The organism is Stutzerimonas stutzeri KOS6, assembly GCF_000307775.2.
Taxonomy (GTDB): Bacteria; Pseudomonadota; Gammaproteobacteria; order Pseudomonadales; family Pseudomonadaceae; genus Stutzerimonas; species Stutzerimonas stutzeri_B.
The window spans coordinates 224,707-240,046 of the sequence record NZ_KK020675.1 but is presented as its reverse complement, the minus strand read 5'-3'; the positions used below and the strand labels follow the sequence as shown (position 1 = coordinate 240,046).

The 15,340-nt window shown below is 60.5% G+C and carries 16 protein-coding genes and 2 tRNA genes; 8 read left to right on the top strand and 10 right to left on the bottom strand.

The window, feature by feature from the left end; all coding sequences use genetic code 11:
* Positions 1-11: 11 nt before the first annotated feature.
* The gene (locus B597_RS25060) at positions 12-671 is read left to right on the top strand and encodes a thiopurine S-methyltransferase (RefSeq protein ID WP_003296553.1); all 660 of its coding nucleotides are present in this window, start codon (positions 12-14) and stop codon (positions 669-671) included.
* Between the two features lie 30 nt (positions 672-701).
* On the opposite strand, the gene B597_RS25055 is transcribed toward B597_RS25060, so the two are convergent.
* From B597_RS25055 to B597_RS25040, 4 genes are all read right to left on the bottom strand, one after another.
* The gene (locus B597_RS25055) at positions 702-1,346 is read right to left on the bottom strand and encodes a DUF2959 domain-containing protein (RefSeq protein ID WP_003296552.1); all 645 of its coding nucleotides are present in this window, start codon (positions 1,344-1,346) and stop codon (positions 702-704) included.
* A gap of 86 nt (positions 1,347-1,432) precedes the next feature.
* Entirely contained in the window at positions 1,433-2,305 is an 873-nt protein-coding gene (gene htpX, locus B597_RS25050; protein ID WP_003296551.1) for a protease HtpX, read from the bottom strand.
* Positions 2,306-2,393: 88 nt separating this feature from the next.
* Positions 2,394-2,864 (bottom strand): hypothetical protein, encoded by a 471-nt coding sequence (locus B597_RS25045; RefSeq protein ID WP_003296550.1) that lies wholly within the window; start codon positions 2,862-2,864, stop codon positions 2,394-2,396.
* 3 nt (positions 2,865-2,867) lie between these two features.
* Positions 2,868-4,079, bottom strand: coding sequence for a pyridoxal phosphate-dependent aminotransferase (locus B597_RS25040; protein ID WP_003296549.1), 1,212 nt, complete (start codon positions 4,077-4,079; stop codon positions 2,868-2,870).
* 191 nt (positions 4,080-4,270) lie between these two features.
* Here B597_RS25040 and msrB point away from each other — a divergent pair, with 191 nt between their 5' ends.
* From msrB to B597_RS25025, 3 genes are all read left to right on the top strand, one after another.
* Positions 4,271-4,669 carry a peptide-methionine (R)-S-oxide reductase MsrB gene (gene msrB / locus B597_RS25035; protein WP_003296548.1) on the top strand — a complete coding sequence of 133 codons (399 nt, stop codon included), beginning with the start codon at positions 4,271-4,273 and terminating at the stop codon, positions 4,667-4,669.
* A 25-nt stretch (positions 4,670-4,694) separates the two neighbouring features.
* Entirely contained in the window at positions 4,695-5,177 is a 483-nt protein-coding gene (locus B597_RS25030; protein ID WP_003296547.1) for a glutathione peroxidase, read from the top strand.
* A gap of 91 nt (positions 5,178-5,268) precedes the next feature.
* Positions 5,269-6,159 carry an ATP-binding protein gene (locus B597_RS25025; protein ID WP_003296546.1) on the top strand — a complete coding sequence of 297 codons (891 nt, stop codon included), beginning with the start codon at positions 5,269-5,271 and terminating at the stop codon, positions 6,157-6,159.
* Between the two features lie 54 nt (positions 6,160-6,213).
* On the opposite strand, the gene B597_RS25020 is transcribed toward B597_RS25025, so the two are convergent.
* Together B597_RS25020 and B597_RS25015 are read right to left on the bottom strand one after the other, a co-directional pair.
* Complete coding sequence (locus B597_RS25020) at positions 6,214-6,891, bottom strand: glutathione S-transferase family protein (protein WP_003296545.1); 678 nt, start codon at positions 6,889-6,891, stop codon at positions 6,214-6,216.
* A gap of 60 nt (positions 6,892-6,951) precedes the next feature.
* Positions 6,952-7,713, bottom strand: a complete 762-nt coding sequence (locus B597_RS25015) for a hypothetical protein (protein WP_024161581.1) — start codon at positions 7,711-7,713, stop codon at positions 6,952-6,954.
* A 226-nt stretch (positions 7,714-7,939) separates the two neighbouring features.
* On the opposite strand from B597_RS25015, the gene B597_RS25010 reads away from it, so the two are divergent.
* From B597_RS25010 to B597_RS25000, 3 genes are all read left to right on the top strand, one after another.
* Positions 7,940-8,015: transfer RNA gene (locus tag B597_RS25010), tRNA-Glu, on the top strand.
* Positions 8,016-8,020: 5 nt separating this feature from the next.
* A tRNA-Gly gene (locus B597_RS25005) sits at positions 8,021-8,096 on the top strand.
* A gap of 226 nt (positions 8,097-8,322) precedes the next feature.
* Positions 8,323-10,254 (top strand): tyrosine-type recombinase/integrase, encoded by a 1,932-nt coding sequence (locus B597_RS25000; RefSeq protein WP_015879529.1) that lies wholly within the window; start codon positions 8,323-8,325, stop codon positions 10,252-10,254.
* A gap of 58 nt (positions 10,255-10,312) precedes the next feature.
* Here the strand turns inward: B597_RS25000 and B597_RS24995 are convergent, their stop codons facing one another.
* The gene (locus B597_RS24995) at positions 10,313-10,954 is read right to left on the bottom strand and encodes a LysR substrate-binding domain-containing protein (protein WP_003296542.1); all 642 of its coding nucleotides are present in this window, start codon (positions 10,952-10,954) and stop codon (positions 10,313-10,315) included.
* A 102-nt stretch (positions 10,955-11,056) separates the two neighbouring features.
* Between B597_RS24995 and B597_RS46180 the strand changes: the two genes are divergently transcribed.
* On the top strand, positions 11,057-11,350 hold the full coding sequence (locus B597_RS46180; RefSeq protein WP_003296541.1) for a helix-turn-helix domain-containing protein: 294 nt from the start codon (positions 11,057-11,059) through the stop codon (positions 11,348-11,350).
* Between the two features lie 25 nt (positions 11,351-11,375).
* Here the strand turns inward: B597_RS46180 and B597_RS24990 are convergent, their stop codons facing one another.
* The 3 genes from B597_RS24990 to B597_RS24980 all read right to left on the bottom strand — a co-directional run bounded on the left by B597_RS24990 (position 11,376) and on the right by B597_RS24980 (position 15,327).
* The gene (locus B597_RS24990) at positions 11,376-12,266 is read right to left on the bottom strand and encodes a LysR family transcriptional regulator (protein ID WP_003296540.1); all 891 of its coding nucleotides are present in this window, start codon (positions 12,264-12,266) and stop codon (positions 11,376-11,378) included.
* A 188-nt stretch (positions 12,267-12,454) separates the two neighbouring features.
* Positions 12,455-13,972, bottom strand: coding sequence for a thymidine phosphorylase family protein (locus B597_RS24985; RefSeq protein WP_003296539.1), 1,518 nt, complete (start codon positions 13,970-13,972; stop codon positions 12,455-12,457).
* Positions 13,969-15,327, bottom strand: a complete 1,359-nt coding sequence (locus B597_RS24980; RefSeq protein WP_003296538.1) for an MBL fold metallo-hydrolase RNA specificity domain-containing protein — start codon at positions 15,325-15,327, stop codon at positions 13,969-13,971. The genes B597_RS24985 and B597_RS24980 overlap by 4 nt, the downstream gene beginning before the upstream one ends.
* Positions 15,328-15,340: the final 13 nt, after the last annotated feature.

The following is a 15,340-nucleotide window of genomic DNA, read 5'->3' as shown; positions in this document are numbered from 1 at the left end:
GGAGGTTGCAGGTGCACGAAGACTTCTGGCAGGAGCGCTGGGCGCGCAACGAAATTGGCTTCCACCTGAGCGAAGTTCACCCTGGTCTGCGCCGACACTGGCCGCGACTCGATCTGCCGCGCGGGGCGATGGTGCTGGTGCCGCTGTGCGGCAAAAGCCTTGATCTTGCCTGGCTCGCGGGGCAGGGCTTCAGGGTGCTCGGGATCGAGTTGAGCCAGAAAGCGGTCGAGACGTTCTTCGAAGAGCAGAACCTCGAGCCGGAGATTTCCCGCGCCGGGCCGTTCAAGGTCTACCGGTCGGGAGCGCTGGAAATTCGCTGCGGAGACTTTTTCGCGCTCGCTGCCGAGGATGTCGCCAGTTGCAAGGGCGTCTACGACCGAGCCGCTCTGATCGCTTTGCCACCGGCGATGCGTCGACGCTATGCGGCACTGCTTTCGACCATCCTGCCGGCCGGCTGTCAGCAGTTGTTGGTCACGCTGGATTACGAGCAGGCTGAAATGGACGGCCCACCCTTTGCCATCAGTGACGGCGAGGTACGCGAGCTATACGCAGCCGGGTGGGAGGTTGAGTTGTTGGAGGCGAAGGAGGTCCTGGAGCGTAACCCGAAAATGCGCGAGCGTGGTCTGCAACGTCTCGAAGAGCATTTCCATCGGTTGCAGCGGCAGTCCTGACCGCCGCTTTGCAAGCGGCGGCGCACTCGATCAGCCTTTGGCCTGCAGGCGGCGCACGAAGGTGTCCGCCTCGTCGATGGCGCGCTGCATTTCCGCCATCAGTTGATCGACGTTGCCTTGCAGGGTGCGGTATTCGCCATGCAGCGCGCTGATGGCGCGAGCGTTGAGGTTGTGCTTGAGGAACAGCACCTGGTCGCGCAGTACGCTCAATACCGGCTCGATGCGCTGCTCGGCTGCCTTCATGCGCTGAATGAGGGTGCGGTACTCGGCCCGGGTCCTGGCGAGTTCCTTCGCGCTGGCGGCTTTCAGGCTGGCGTTGCTGTACTGCTTGAGTTCGCTATCCCATTCCTCGAACAGGGCGTCGGCGACATCTTCGATCTCCTCGATACGCACCCGCACATCCCGGGCGCTCGCGACGCTGTCCTCGTATTCGCGACTCAGCGCGTCGTAACGCTTCTCCAGATCACCGCCCCCGACTTCGACGACGCTGCGATAACGCTCCAGGGCATCCTTGAACTGCTGCTTGGCTTCCTGTTGGGAGTCGCGCCCATCCTCCACCCGGTCGACAAGGATGTCGCGCTTATGGATTCCGGCTTTCTCCATCGCCGAGTAGTAGGCGCTCTGGCAGCCGGCTAGGACGAGCAGGGCACAACAGGCGAGCATGAAACGGCGCATGGCGATTCCTTGTATGCGTTGGCTTAATCTGCATAGACCAACGAAAAGGGCGACTTGCGTCGCCCTTGCTGAATGGCCTTCGTCGCTCAACCGCGCTGACGCAGCGCTTCGATACGATCTTCCAGCGGCGGGTGGGTCATGAACAGGCCGGCCAGGCCATGTTTTAGCGAGCCGTTGATGCCGAATGCCTTGAGGGTATCAGGCATGTGCACCGGCATGCCTTGCTCGGCGCGCAGGCGCTGCAGTGCACCGATCATGGCGCTGGTACCGGCCAGCTGGGCGCCGGCTTCGTCGGCGCGGTATTCACGCTTGCGCGAGAACCACATGACGATGATGCTGGCCAGAAGGCCCAGTACCAGCTCGGCAAAGATGGTCGCGACGAAGTAGCCGATGCCGTGGCCGTCCTCGTTCTTGAGGATCGCCTTGTCGACGAAGTTGCCGAAGATGCGCGCGAAGAACATCACGAAGGTGTTCACCACGCCCTGGATCAGCGCCAGGGTAACCATGTCGCCGTTGGCCACATGGCCGATCTCGTGGGCCAGTACCGCCTTCACCTCATCCGGCGAGAAGCGCTCCAGCAAGCCCTGGCTCACAGCCACAAGCGCATCGTTGCGGTTCCAGCCGGTGGCGAACGCATTGGCCTCGTAGGCCGGGAAGATGCCGACCTCGGGCATCTTGATGCCGGCATCGCGTGAAAGCTGCTCGACTGTCTGCAACAGCCACTGCTCATGGCGAGTGCGCGGCTGGCTGATGATCTCGGTGCCGGTGCTCATCTTTGCCATCCATTTGGAGATGAACAGCGAGATAAGCGAACCGGCGAAGCCGAAGACCGCACAGAAGACCAGCAAGCTGCCGTAGTTCTGGCCGGTGTAGCGATCGACCCCGAGCAGCTTGAGGGTGATGCTGGCAATGACCAGTACCGCAAGGTTGGTGGCCAGGAACAAGAAAATGCGCATCATGTTGCAGCAGACTCCAGGGTAGGAATTGAAGAACGATAGGCTATATAAGGTGCGCCCTTGAGCTATTCAACCGAGCGACTATTTCAAGCTATGTCGCTTGCCCGGCGAGACTGGCGTGCAGCGATCCGTCGGCCTGGTTTTCGAACAGCATGCGGGCGAGCCGGGCTGTACGCTCACCGTCTCCGCTCTTCAAGGCTTCGCGAAGCTGATGAGCGAGGCTGGCCTGAATGCGCAGCACGCTGGGTGGCAAGTTGCGCTTGTCGGCAAGCTGCCCGGGGACGGCACGCGTCAGTCGTAAAAAGCCTTTTTCGGTGAGTACGGCCTGGTCCAGGGCCTGGTGGTGAATGGTGCTTTCAAATCGCAGATAGCCTTCCTCGGCCAGCCAGAGCAGGGCACTCAGGCAGCTTTGATGACGCCTGGAGGGAAGGCCGAACTCGTCCAGCTCTTCCTGGCCGATCAGGTCTTCGACATACAGTGCGACCTTGCGCGGGAAAGCCTGATAGAGGATCAGCAGGCCGCCCGCGGCATCCTTGTAGAAGTCGTCGACCTGCAGGTCCATCGGTTACTGCTGGTACGTCTTGAGGAAGCTGCCGATGCGCCCGATGGCCTGCTCCAGGTCGTCGACGCGGGGCAGGGTGACCACACGGAAGTGATCCGGCCATGGCCAGTTGAACGCAGTGCCCTGCACGATCAGCAGCTTCTCGGAAAGCAGCAGGTCGAGTACGAACTTCTCGTCGTTGTGGATCGGACAGATCTTCGGGTCGATGCGCGGGAAGGCGTAGAGCGCACCCATCGGCTTGACGCAACTGATGCCGGGAATGTCGTTGAGCAACTCCCAGGTGCGGTTGCGTTGCTCGAGCAGGCGTCCGGGCGGCAATACCAGGTCGTTGATGCTCTGGTAGCCGCCCAGCGCGGTCTGGATGGCATGCTGCGACGGCACGTTGGCGCACAGGCGCATGTTGGCGAGGATGTCCAGGCCCTCGATGTAGCTCTGCGCGCGGTGCTTGGGGCCGGAAATCGCGACCCAGCCCGAGCGGAAGCCGGCGACACGATAGGACTTCGACAGGCCATTGAAGGTCAGGCAGAGCACGTCCGGCGCCAGCGATGCGGTGGAGATGTGTACCGCGTCGTCGTAAAGGATCTTGTCGTAGATTTCGTCGGAGAACAGTACCAGCTTGTGCTGGCGTGCCAGTTCCACCATGCCTTCCAGCACTTCCTTCGGGTAGACCGCGCCGGTGGGGTTGTTCGGGTTGATCAACACCAGTGCCTTGGTGTTCGGCGTGATCTTGGCCTTGATGTCGGCCAGATCCGGCCACCAGTTGGCCTGTTCGTCACACAGATAGTGCACCGGCTTGCCGCCAGCCAGGCTCACCGCGGCGGTCCACAGCGGATAGTCTGGAGCAGGGATCAGCACCTCGTCGCCGTTGTTCAGCAGTGCCTGCATGGACATGACGATCAGCTCGGACACGCCGTTGCCGAGGTAGATGTCCTCGATGCCGACGCCTTCCACCTGCTTCTGCTGGTAATACTGCATGATCGCCTTGCGGGCGCTGAACAGACCTTTCGAGTCGCTGTAGCCCTGGGCGGTCGGGAGATTGCGGATCACATCCTGGAGGATTTCCTCCGGTGCTTCGAAACCGAACGGCGCCGGGTTGCCGATGTTCAGCTTGAGGATGCGATGGCCTTCCTCTTCCAGGCGTTTGGCGTGCTTGAGCACGGGCCCGCGGATGTCGTAGCAGACATTGGCGAGCTTGTTCGATTTGCTGACCTGCATGATCCTGAGTGTCCCGAAGTGAAAACGCGCCAGTTCCGGAAATGGCTGGCCGCGCTTGGCATGAACCCGGGCGCCTTGGCAGTCGGAAACCCCGCTGCCAGACTAGGCGTCGAAGAGGGACGCATGATACGTGCGCCCCGACCACCGGAAAAGGTACAGATCGGCCTTTTTTGAGCTGAGGAGTTGTATCGATGGACAAGCTGGAAAAACCGCTCGACGTCTGGCGCGAGGAACTCTCCGATGAGCAGTTCCAGATCTGCAGGCTGGGCGCCACCGAGCGTCCCTTCACGGGTAAGTACAACGACACCAGGACGCCTGGCATCTATCATTGCGCCTGCTGCGATGCGCCACTGTTCGATGCGGATGCGAAATTCGATTCAGGCTGCGGCTGGCCCAGCTACTTCCAGCCGGTCAGCGATACCGCCATCGCCAGCCTGGACGATTTCAGTCACGGTATGCACCGGATCGAGGTCAGGTGCGCGCGCTGCGATGCTCACCTCGGTCATGTATTTCCCGATGGCCCGCAGCCAACCGGGTTGCGTTACTGCATCAATTCCGCCTCTCTCAACCTGAAGCCGCGCGACGCCTGACATCGTCGGTTGCAAGGAGCCGCGCATGCACGATTCATTGCTGGACATTCCCTGTGTCACCATCGAGGGCGAGCAGAAGAGGCTCGCGGATTTCGATGCCAAGGTGCTGCTGGTGGTCAATACGGCCAGTCAGTGTGGCTTTACCCCGCAGTACAAGGGGTTGGAGGAGTTGTGGCAGCGCTATCGTGCGCGCGGACTGGTAGTGCTCGGCTTCCCGTGCAATCAGTTTGGCCAGCAGGAGCCGGATGGCGAGCAACAGATCGCCGCGTTTTGCGAGCGCCGCTTCGGCGTCTCCTTTCCATTGTTCGCCAAGGTCGAGGTCAATGGCGGAGATGCCCACCCGCTGTTCATCGAGCTGAAAAAGCGCGCCCCCGGCCTGCTGGGCAGCAAGGCGATCAAGTGGAATTTCACCAAGTTTCTAGTAGCCGATCAGGGGAAAACCGTCAGACGTTATTCCTCGCGCACGGCGCCACAGGCGCTGGCTGCGGATATCGAAGCGCTGCTCTGATGCGGGGCATGGCGCAGCGCTGATCGTCGGACCTTTGCACCTGTGTCGTTCGGTCCGGTATCGGCCGGACTTTTCGTGTTTGGAGTGAATCATGGATGTCGAGTTGAAAGCCTTCCTGCAACGAGCCGAAGGGCTGCTGGCGCGTATCGAGCCGCTGCTGCCGGCGCAGCCTCCCGTCATCGACTGGGATCGCACATTGGCGGCTCGCTGGCAGCGAGATGCGCGAAGCGGATATCTGGCACCGCTCGAAGTCAGCCTTAACCTGAGCCTGGAAGACCTGATCGGCATCGATCGGCAGCGCGATCTGCTGGCCGCCAATACCCGTCAGTTCGTCGACGGGCTGCCCGCCAACCATGTCTTGCTCTGGGGCGCTCGTGGTACCGGCAAGTCCTCGCTGATCCGCGCGCTGCTGGCCGAGTATGCGAAATGCGGGCTGCGGCTGATCGAGATAGAGCGTGATCACCTGGCGGATCTGCCCCGGGTGGTGGAACAGCTGTCCGGCCTGCAGCAGGCATTCGTGCTGTTTTGTGACGACCTGTCGTTCGAAGCCGGGGAGGGCGACTATCGGGTGCTCAAGAGCGTGCTCGACGGCTCGCTTGAGCGCGCGCCGGAAAACGTGCTGTTGTATGCCACCTCCAATCGCCGGCATCTGGTACCGGAACGCCAGAGCGACAACGAAAACTGGCAGATGGTCGACGGTGAACTGCACCCGAACGAAGCCGTGGAAGACAAGATCGCCCTGTCCGACCGCTTCGGCCTCTGGCTATCGTTCTATCCGTTCAGCCAGCAACATTACCTAAGCGTGGTGCGCCACTGGATCGAGTCGCTGGCTGGGCTTGCACGGCTTGAATGGGAGTGGACCGAAGAGCTGGAGAAGGATGCGATCCGCTGGGCCAGCGGTCGCGGCAATCGTAACGGCCGCTGTGCCTATCAGTATGCCCGTCAGTGGGTCGGCAAGCGCCTGCTGGAAGCGCGCAGCTGAATGCCGCGGCGTGGCTGTCGGACGCGGGTCCGGCAGCCACTGCACAATTGAGAATCACGCCGTGGCAGTCTTGCCCATTTCCTTGAGCTTGGCATTCATACGCTGCTCGTCCGGCAGCAGGCCGGCGATCGAGGGTAGCGCCAGCATGCGCGCATGATGGGCAGACAGTGCCGGCCAGCGTTGCGCATCGAGCTGCTCACCGCCATGCGCCATGTTGATCAACTGGCAGGTCACTGCAATGTCGGCCAGGGACAGTTGATCTCCAAGGAAAAAGCGTTGGGCGCCAAGCTGTTGCTCCAAGTAATCGAAGTGCGGCGGAAGCTTCTCCTGTAGCGCTGCCTGCACGGCTTCTTCGTTGCACGGCTGGCCGGAGGTCGGCTTGAGGATGCGGTTACGGAAGACGGTAAAGGTGGTCAGAGGTGCCAGCTCGTAGTCCGCGTACTTTTCGAGCCAGCGCACACGGCCGCGCTCCTGTGCATCCTTTCCGTAAAGGCGAGCCGTATCGGGGTAGGCTTCCTCCAGGTACTGACAGATCACGCTGGAGTCGGCGAGCGTACAGTCACCGTCCCTGAGCGCTGGAATGCGGCCCAGCGGATTGAGCTCGAGATACCATTGCGGGGGCGTAAACGGCATCACCGTTTCAAGCTGGTAGTCGATACCTTTTTCGAGCAGGCACAAGCGTACCTTGCGAACGAAAGGGGAGAGGGGTACGCCAAAAACGGTCAGGGACATCGTCATTCTCCGCAGCGGTTGTTCGAGCATCTGTCGACCGGGCAGGCGACCGGCAAATGCTCAGTAGAGATTATTCTTCTTCCAGAGATCATCATCGCCGAGCGACTCCAGGCCCTCCTCCAGCGCACTCGATGTGGGCGTGACGGTCCTCGCCGGCTCATGCTGCAGCACCAGGGCGCTCGAGTGTTCGAGCAGTGCCTCCAGCTGTTCCAGCTGCGCCCGGTAGGGCGCGGGTGAGGGTTGCCGGCGTATATGCTGAATGCCCCGCTCGAAGGCCAGGCGTGCGCGTTGTGGCTGGCTCTGCTGCAATGCCAGTCGACCGAGCCCTGTGAAATATTCGATGTGCAGTATCGCCAGCATCCGCTGAATGTCCTGGATCCAGCGCTTGGCCTCTACCTGCTGCAGCAGTCCGTCCTTGGTTGCACGAACGATCTGCGCATGCAGATCCTCGAGCATGAAGCGGCTCTCCTTGGCCTGCGTCTCGGTAACAATCTGGCGCGCAGGATTTCTCACTTCGATCGATTCGCCCTTGGTCGTCTCGTTCCGCAATACCTGAATGCGTGCGCTCAGTTGATCGTCACGCTTGTCCAGCGCCAGCAAGCGCTCGCTCAGGTTCAATTCGAGTTGCGTCAACAGCAGCTTGAGGGCGGGTGTCATCATCTGTCCGGGAAGTTCGTCGGACAGATGAGCGCAGCGGCGGCAACGGTCAGTCAGGTCTGCACGTCTGCGGGCTTTCTCCAGATTGCCCTTTTCGACGATCTGTATGAAATAGACGATGACGACCAGAAGGAGCAAACCGGTCAGGATCAATCCTGTGATCATGAGTGGAGACACTTGACTGACCTCTCGAGCCGCTGAGTTTTCGCCTGAGTGTAGTGGCTTGGTGATGTGGCCGATAGCTTTCGGCGCCGCATGGTGATGCCATGAAAATATTTTTGAAACTATGCTTGACGACTCCCTGATGGCTCCATAGAATGCGCGCCACTTGCAGCGTGAAGCGCGAAACAGAGCGCTGCAAGCCGGAAGAAAGCTGTAGTTTCCGGGCAGCGTCCCCTTCGTCTAGTGGCCTAGGACACCGCCCTTTCACGGCGGTAACAGGGGTTCGAGTCCCCTAGGGGACGCCATATTTGCGGGAATAGCTCAGTTGGTAGAGCACGACCTTGCCAAGGTCGGGGTCGCGAGTTCGAGTCTCGTTTCCCGCTCCAAGTTATGATCTACAGACTTCCACTGGCGTCTGTAAGTCGTTGAAAAAAGGGCCGAAAGGCCCTTTTTTCATTCCAGCAAAAGCCATGGAAATCCACCAACAGCCAGCGTTTTTGAGGCCAAAATTGAGGCCAAAGAATGCGGGGGGTGCAGGTTCCGGATTGTTGCTGGGGTTGGAGGGGAGCCGTGACGAGCATTGAGCCTAAGTCGCAACTTAGGAGCTCGATGATGGCACTCTCTGATCTGACTGTGCGGCAAGCTAAGGCCGCCGACAAAACCTACAGCATCCCCGACACCGACGGCCTCGGCCTGGTGGTCGCCCCTACCAGCGGCAAGTCGTGGCACCTGCGCTACTACTGGCTCGGCAAACAAAAGCGCATCTCCCTGGGCAACTACCCGGAGATCGGCCTGCGCGAGGCTCGTGCCCTGCGCGACGAGGCCCGGGCGCTGCTGGCCAAGGGCATCAACCCCCACACCGACCGCAAGCAGAAACGGCATGCGGTCAAACTGGCTTCCGATTACACCTTCAAGGCGGTCTTCGACGCCTGGGTCGAGCATCGCCGCAAGGAACTCAAGGAAGGTCGGCAAAGCACGCTCTCCCAGATCCTCCGTATCTTCGACAAGGACGTGCTGCCCAGCCTTGGGAGGATGTCGATCTACGACATTCGCCGGCCCCAGCTTCTGGGTGTCCTGGCAAGGATCGAGCAGCGCAAGGCCTTCACTACCGCTGAAAAGGTCCGCACCTGGCTGGGACAATTGTTCCGCTATGCTCTGGTCATTGTCGAGGGTATGGAAACCAATCCGGCTACGGACCTGGACGTGGTGGCGGAGCCCAAACCGCCGGTGAACCATAACCCTTACCTGCATCTGCCCGAGCTTCCCGAATTTCTCCAGAAGCTCAGGCTCTACAACCCTCGCGGCTGGCAAACCCAGCTCGGCATCCGGCTGCTGTTCCTGACCGGGGTGCGCACCGGCGAACTGCGGCTGGCGACCCCGGATCAGTTCGACCTCGACCGTGGTCTGTGGATCATCCCGCCGCAGATCGTCAAGCAGCTTCAGGACGAGATGCGCAAGGCCGGCAAGCGCCCGCAGGATGTGCCGCCCTACATCGTGCCGCTGTCCCTCCAGGCCATCGAGATCTTGCGCTACCTCCTGGGGGTGATGCGGCCGGCCCAGCAGTACCTGCTGACGCATCGCAGCGACCTCAAGAAGCGCATCAGCGAGAACACCCTCAACGCCGCCTTGAAACGGATGGGCTACGAGGATCAACTGACCGGCCACGGCATCCGCGGAACCATCTCTACGGCGCTCAACGAGATCGGCTACCCCAAGATTTGGGTGGACGCGCAGCTTTCGCACTCCGACCCGAACAAGGTGAGTTCGGCCTACAACCACGCCAAGTATGTGGAGCCGCGCCGCCGGATGATGCAGGACTGGGCCGACCGCCTCGACCTGCTCGAACAGGGCCAGGTGGAGGCTGCGAGCGCGCATCTCACCATCCATATCGAAGGGGTGCCGGCAATGGTAGAAGCGGAAGATGCCGCTGCCATCGTCGAGGCTTCCCCTGCAGTCCCCGTCCCGCCTGTGGTGGCTACTCCCATCATCGTGACGCCGAACACCGCCGGGGCCACGTTCCAGCGGCTGTCGCAAGTGCCTCCGCCCCCCACCCGGACGCCAGAGCCGGAAGTGTCCGCGATCCAGCGCGAGCGCGAGGAAATGCTCGCCATCTACGAATCGCCGAACAACCTTCCGGTTCCTCTGTTCGGCAAGCTGGCCGGGAAGTCCAAGGACCAGATCAACCGCGAGTTGAAGGCGGGCAAGCTGCTGTCCATCAGTCTAGGCAACCGGGGGCAGCGTGTTCCCGATTGGCAATTGGTGCCGCTCAAGCACAAGCTGGCTCTGGTGCTCATGAACCAGTGCCCGGAAGCGGACTCCTGGGAGCTTTACCGCATGCTGACCCGGCCACACCCGGATTTGGGGGATCGCGCGGCCATCGATGTGGTGACACCGACCAATCTGGTCGCAGTCGTCCGAACCATCGCGGGCGATCAGCAGCATGCAGATGCCCCCGAGACTGTCTCGCCGCGGCCTATCCCCGAACAGGTGCGGCAGAGTGTCCGCCGGTTGGTGGATAGCACCGTGGTGCTTGAAGGGGCTTGAACGCCGACGGTGCGACTTGGCGACCGGGGTGGGACTGTCCCGGTCGCCAGGCTCGGGATCAGGCTGCGCCAGCCTTGGCAATCTGCAGTGCTCTGCGCTCGAACCGCTCAGAAACAGAATTGGCTGGCCCGTGGGGACGCTGCAGGTGCGTCACGATTTCGTAGGGACCATCAGAGAGTGGTCGCATGCTGATTCCCCATCCATGAGCATGCTCGATGTGCGATTGCGCGGATAAGCCGACGCCATAGCCCGCCGCCACCCATAGAGCCAGCAGCTCGAACGAAGTCATGTACCGAATGTTCCGTTGGTCTTCCGGTAGGAAGGAGGACAACCTCTGATCCAGTAAGGGACAGGCCTCTGCTTGCCAGCGAAACACCATGTAGTCCTGCAACCCGGCAATTGTGAGCGTTGCCTGATCCAGCAAAGGGAGCCGCAACGGCAGGGCAACGGCCATGCTTTCGCTCCACAGGGGCTGACTGCTCAGGGATGGATCGGCCAAGCCCTGAAGCGACATCCCTGCGTCGTAACGGCCTTCACGAAGCCCTGCCACCAGATCGTCCGCCGTGACCTCGAAAAACGCGATGGTGACTTCCGGTTCCTCCGCGCGCTGCAGCGCAAGCAGCTTAGAGAGACGTGATGACGGCACACCAGGCGCTATCGCGAGCTTGAAATGGGACAACCGGTTTGTGGCGTCGTGCATGAGAGCCCCACGAAGCTATCGGGTCAAAAAATAACCCAATATGATAGCAATGAGTTAAGTTTAACGTGGTTAAATTCTCTTGGCTGATCGACGCTTCTGTCAATGCAGAAGCGTCCAATTTCACAAGGCCGTCCCCCAGGCACAACCACATTTGAAGCCGAGCCAGCGCTGGCCTTCGGAAAAGCGGTGCGTGCCACACGCCTGGAACAAGGAGTCGGTCAGGAAAAGCTGGCAGGCTTGGCTGGGGTCGCGCGCTCGCACATGGGCAAGATCGAGCGTGGAGAGCATATGCCTACGCTGGCTCTGATACTGAAAATTGCCGCCGCGCTCGGGATAAGTGCTGCCGAACTGATGGCTGTAACAGAGCGCAACCTTGGTTCTGGCACCGATTCTTGAGATTGGCCGTCTGCGGATGGCGCCGTCAGTCGCCCAAACGGTCGCGTAGGCGAGCGATGAATCGCTCCAGCGAAACCGACATACTGCTGTTTTCGGACCAAAGCAAGTAGGTAGTGATGACTGCGGATTCCATCGCCAAGGGACGGATCACAACATCCGGACGCTGGTAGCCAGCGATCCTGGTCGTCGTTGTGAAGCCGACGCCGTAGCCTGCACCGACAAGGGTGAGCATCATGTCCAGCGAGGACGCGTGCTCAACGACATTTGGCTTGTGCTCCAGAGGCTGCAGGAGCTGTGCCAGTTGGTGGCAGTACCCCTCGCACACCTGTGGATCGCACAAGACGAGCGGGTGGCTCCCGAGTTCATGAAGTGGAACCTCCCTGTGGGCGAGCAACTCGTGCCGGGCTGGCACAGCAAGCACCAGCGGGTCTCGCCAGATCGGTTCCGCAACAATGCCATCACCGACGTCGGCGGTGTGCGCGAACCCGATCGTGAAGTCGCCTGATCGTAAGCCGCGCAATTGCTCGGCCAAAGGCACTTCGGACAGACGTATCTCGACCTCCGGCTCCTCGGCGCGGCAACGGGCCAGAAACGCCGAGAGCCGAGGGTCGGTCGCACCATCGGAGACGGCAATGCGCAGGTTCCCTCGCAAGCCTGCTGCGACCGCTCGAACGTTCTCCTGTGCCTGCTCCAGGACAGTGAACAGCCTGCGGATGTCCTGTAAGAAGGCGGCGCCAGCAGGGGTCAGCGCTGTGCCCCGGCGATTCCGATCGAAGAGCACAACCCCTAGCTCGTCCTCAAGCTCTTTGATAGTTCGAGACAAGGGGGATTGCTCTATATGCAGGCGCTCAGCGGCGCGTGTGAAATGAAGCTCTTCGGCCAAAACGATAAAGCAACGCAAGTGTCGCAGTTCCATGAGCAATGTTCCTATTCAGGCGCTGACAACCTCCTTCTATTTGCTCACGCCATGCAGGTTGAAAACTGCTTTTAAGCGATGTATGTGGCATATGTTCTTTGAGCACGAGTCGTAGGCGTTCAACTTTTCCAAACGAGATGCCGGGCTCTGATTGACCAAGCGCTCAAGAGCCCTGTATATCTACGGCGCTACGGTTCAATATTTACAATGTCACCAATGTCATGTACGTATGCGAGTGCATAGGCCATCTCTCCAGACGTTTGCGCATGCAAAAACATCAATGGTTGCCCGCTTGTTACCTCGTCCCCTAGGCGAACCTGCAACTGAATCCCTGCGGCCGGACTCTCTGGCGCTCCGGCCAATTTGGCTAAACGGGAAAGTTTCCGGTTGTCGATGTGTACTGCTCGTCCCGTAGTGGTTGCCAAAAGCGGTTCGACGTAAAGAGCTTGGGGTGGCTCACGAAATCCCCCCTGAGCGGCACAGATCCTCTGAAATTTTTCCCAGGCGCGGCCACTGCTGATCGTCTCGTGAGCCAATCGAATTCCATCCCCTTCTTTGGCGACGCCGCCAAGCTCAAGTACCGCACCCGCCACCATCGCCACACGGTCACGTAGATCCTGTGGCGCATCAGCCTCGTTGCGCAATACCGCCAACACATCGCGTGCTTCCAACGCTGGGCCGATACCTCTGCCGACAGGCTGGCTGCCGTCTGTAAACAGGCAACGCAATACAAGGCCAAATGACGCGGCGACTTCCGAAAGGTGATATGCAAGATGCTCGGCCGTTTCCTGGCTGCGGACTTTTGCGGTTGGCCCAACCGGAATGTCAATCACGATGTGGGTCGCCCCTGCCGCAATCTTCTTGGACAACACCGAGGCAATCAGTTGTCCTTGCGTGTCGATATCCAGTTCACGCTCAATGCGCACGAAGATGTCGTCCGCGGGGCTGAGGTGCATCGCGCCGCCCCACGCCACGCATCCACCCTCTTTTTCCACGACCTTTCTGAGCGTATCCAGGCCCAGGTCTACAGGAACCAGCGTTTCCATGGTGTCCGCCGTGCCGGCGGGAGAGGTGATGGCGCGTGATGAGGTCTTGGGCATCAACAATCCATTGGCTGCGGCTATGGCAACCACCAACGGCGTGGTGCGATTTCCCGGTAATCCGCCCACGCAATGCTTGTCCACAACAATCGGAGCCTGCCATTGCAGGTGATCCCCGACATCGACCATCGCACGGGTGAGATGGATGGTCTCTTGCATATCCAGAGGCAGTACCGCCGTTGCGGTCAGGAAGGCCGAAAGTGCGACATCGGTATAGCGACCATCGACCACATCACGGACGATCGCCTGCAACTCCGTCGCCTGCAGTCGGTGGCCGTGAATTCGCGCACGCACGGCCGACAACGATTCGAGCATCGGCGGATGCCGAACCTGCACCAGATCGCCCTCATGAATGCCCAAGGCATCCCAGGCGGCCTCCGACAGAGCGATCTGTCCAGTCTTGAGCAGATCGCTGTCGATTTGGTACAGCAGCGCTTGTACAGTACGGTCGCGGGCAATGATCAGTACCTGTGACCGCGGTGCCAGCCCTTCGGCACGGCAGACATGGCAATCGGTACGCATCAAGACGACAGGTTGATGCTGGGCATGCAGTCGCATGCGTGACGCTTGCAAGGCGGGTGTCTGGGGAGTGATGCGGGCACTCACAGGGCGAACTCCTGGTTTTGCATGGGCACCGATGCGTGCCATTTGAGTTCGCGCTGAATACGTTCGCGCAGCGCCTCGGAGGCATTGGATTCACCATGAACAATGAACACCCCTTCCGGCGCCCGGGTAAAGCCGCCCAGCCATCGCATCAGTTCATCGCTGTCGGCATGAGCCGACAACATCGGAAGCTCGGCGACCTCCGCATTGATCGGCATCCAGCGTCCATGAATCTTGACTTCGCGAGCGCCCTCAAGCAGTTTGCGTCCGCGCGTACCTGCGGCCTGAAATCCAGAGAACAGCAGCGTGTTCTGATGAATGCCGCCAAACGCTTCTATGTGATGCAACACGCGGCCACCTGTGGCCATGCCGCTGGCGGAAATAATCACCTTGGGGTAGCGATTCGCCGATAGTGCCTTGGACTCTTCAACGTCGCGCACGTATTTGACTTCCGAAAATGCGGCCTCGAAATCGTGTTGCGTGAGCTTGTGGTCGTCGGAGTGGCGGTGCAGCAGCACAGTTGCGTTGGTGGCCATCGGACTGTCCAGATAGACGGGCACGTTGCGGAGCCGACCGCGCTGTCGCAGCAGCCACAAGTCGTAGATCAACGACTGCGCTCGTCCCACGGCAAAAGCGGGAATTACCACCGTGCCTCCGCGGCGAGTCGTGCGCTCGATGATGTCGCCCAGCGCTTCGACGGCATCGGAACGGTCATGACGACGATTGCCATAGGTGGACTCGATGATGATGTAGTCCGCTTCCGTGACTGGTTCAGGATCAGGCATGACCATGTCGTCAAAGCGTCCCAAGTCGCCGGAGAACACCAAACGCTTGCCGCCAATGTCGATCTGAGCCGTCGCCGCCCCAAGAATGTGACCGGCGCTGCGCAGCAGTAGACGGGCATTGCCCGGCAATTCAGTCTCTTGATGCAGCGGCACCGGTTTGAACTGCAGGAGCGTACGTTCTGCATCCCGAACCCGATACAGCGGAAGGGCTGGCTTGTGTTTGGAAAATCCTTTTCGATTGGCGAAATCGGCGTCCTTCTCCTGCAACCAGGCGCTGTCGAGTAGGATGAGTTCGGCGACATCTCGCGTGGCTGAGGTCGAGAAAATCTTCCCGCGGAACCCGTCCAGCACCAATCGGGGCAGATACCCACAATGATCCAGGTGCGCATGCGTTAATACGACCGCATCAATGTCCTTGGGCTCAACTGCCAGGCGCTGCCAGTTAAGTTCGCGCAGGTTTTTCAATCCCTGGAACAGTCCGCAGTCGATCAAGATGCGGGTATTGCCATGGGTGATAAGGTGTTTGGAGCCGGTGACGGTGCCGGCACCGCCCAGGCTGGTCAATGAGAGCATGTATTTGTCTCCC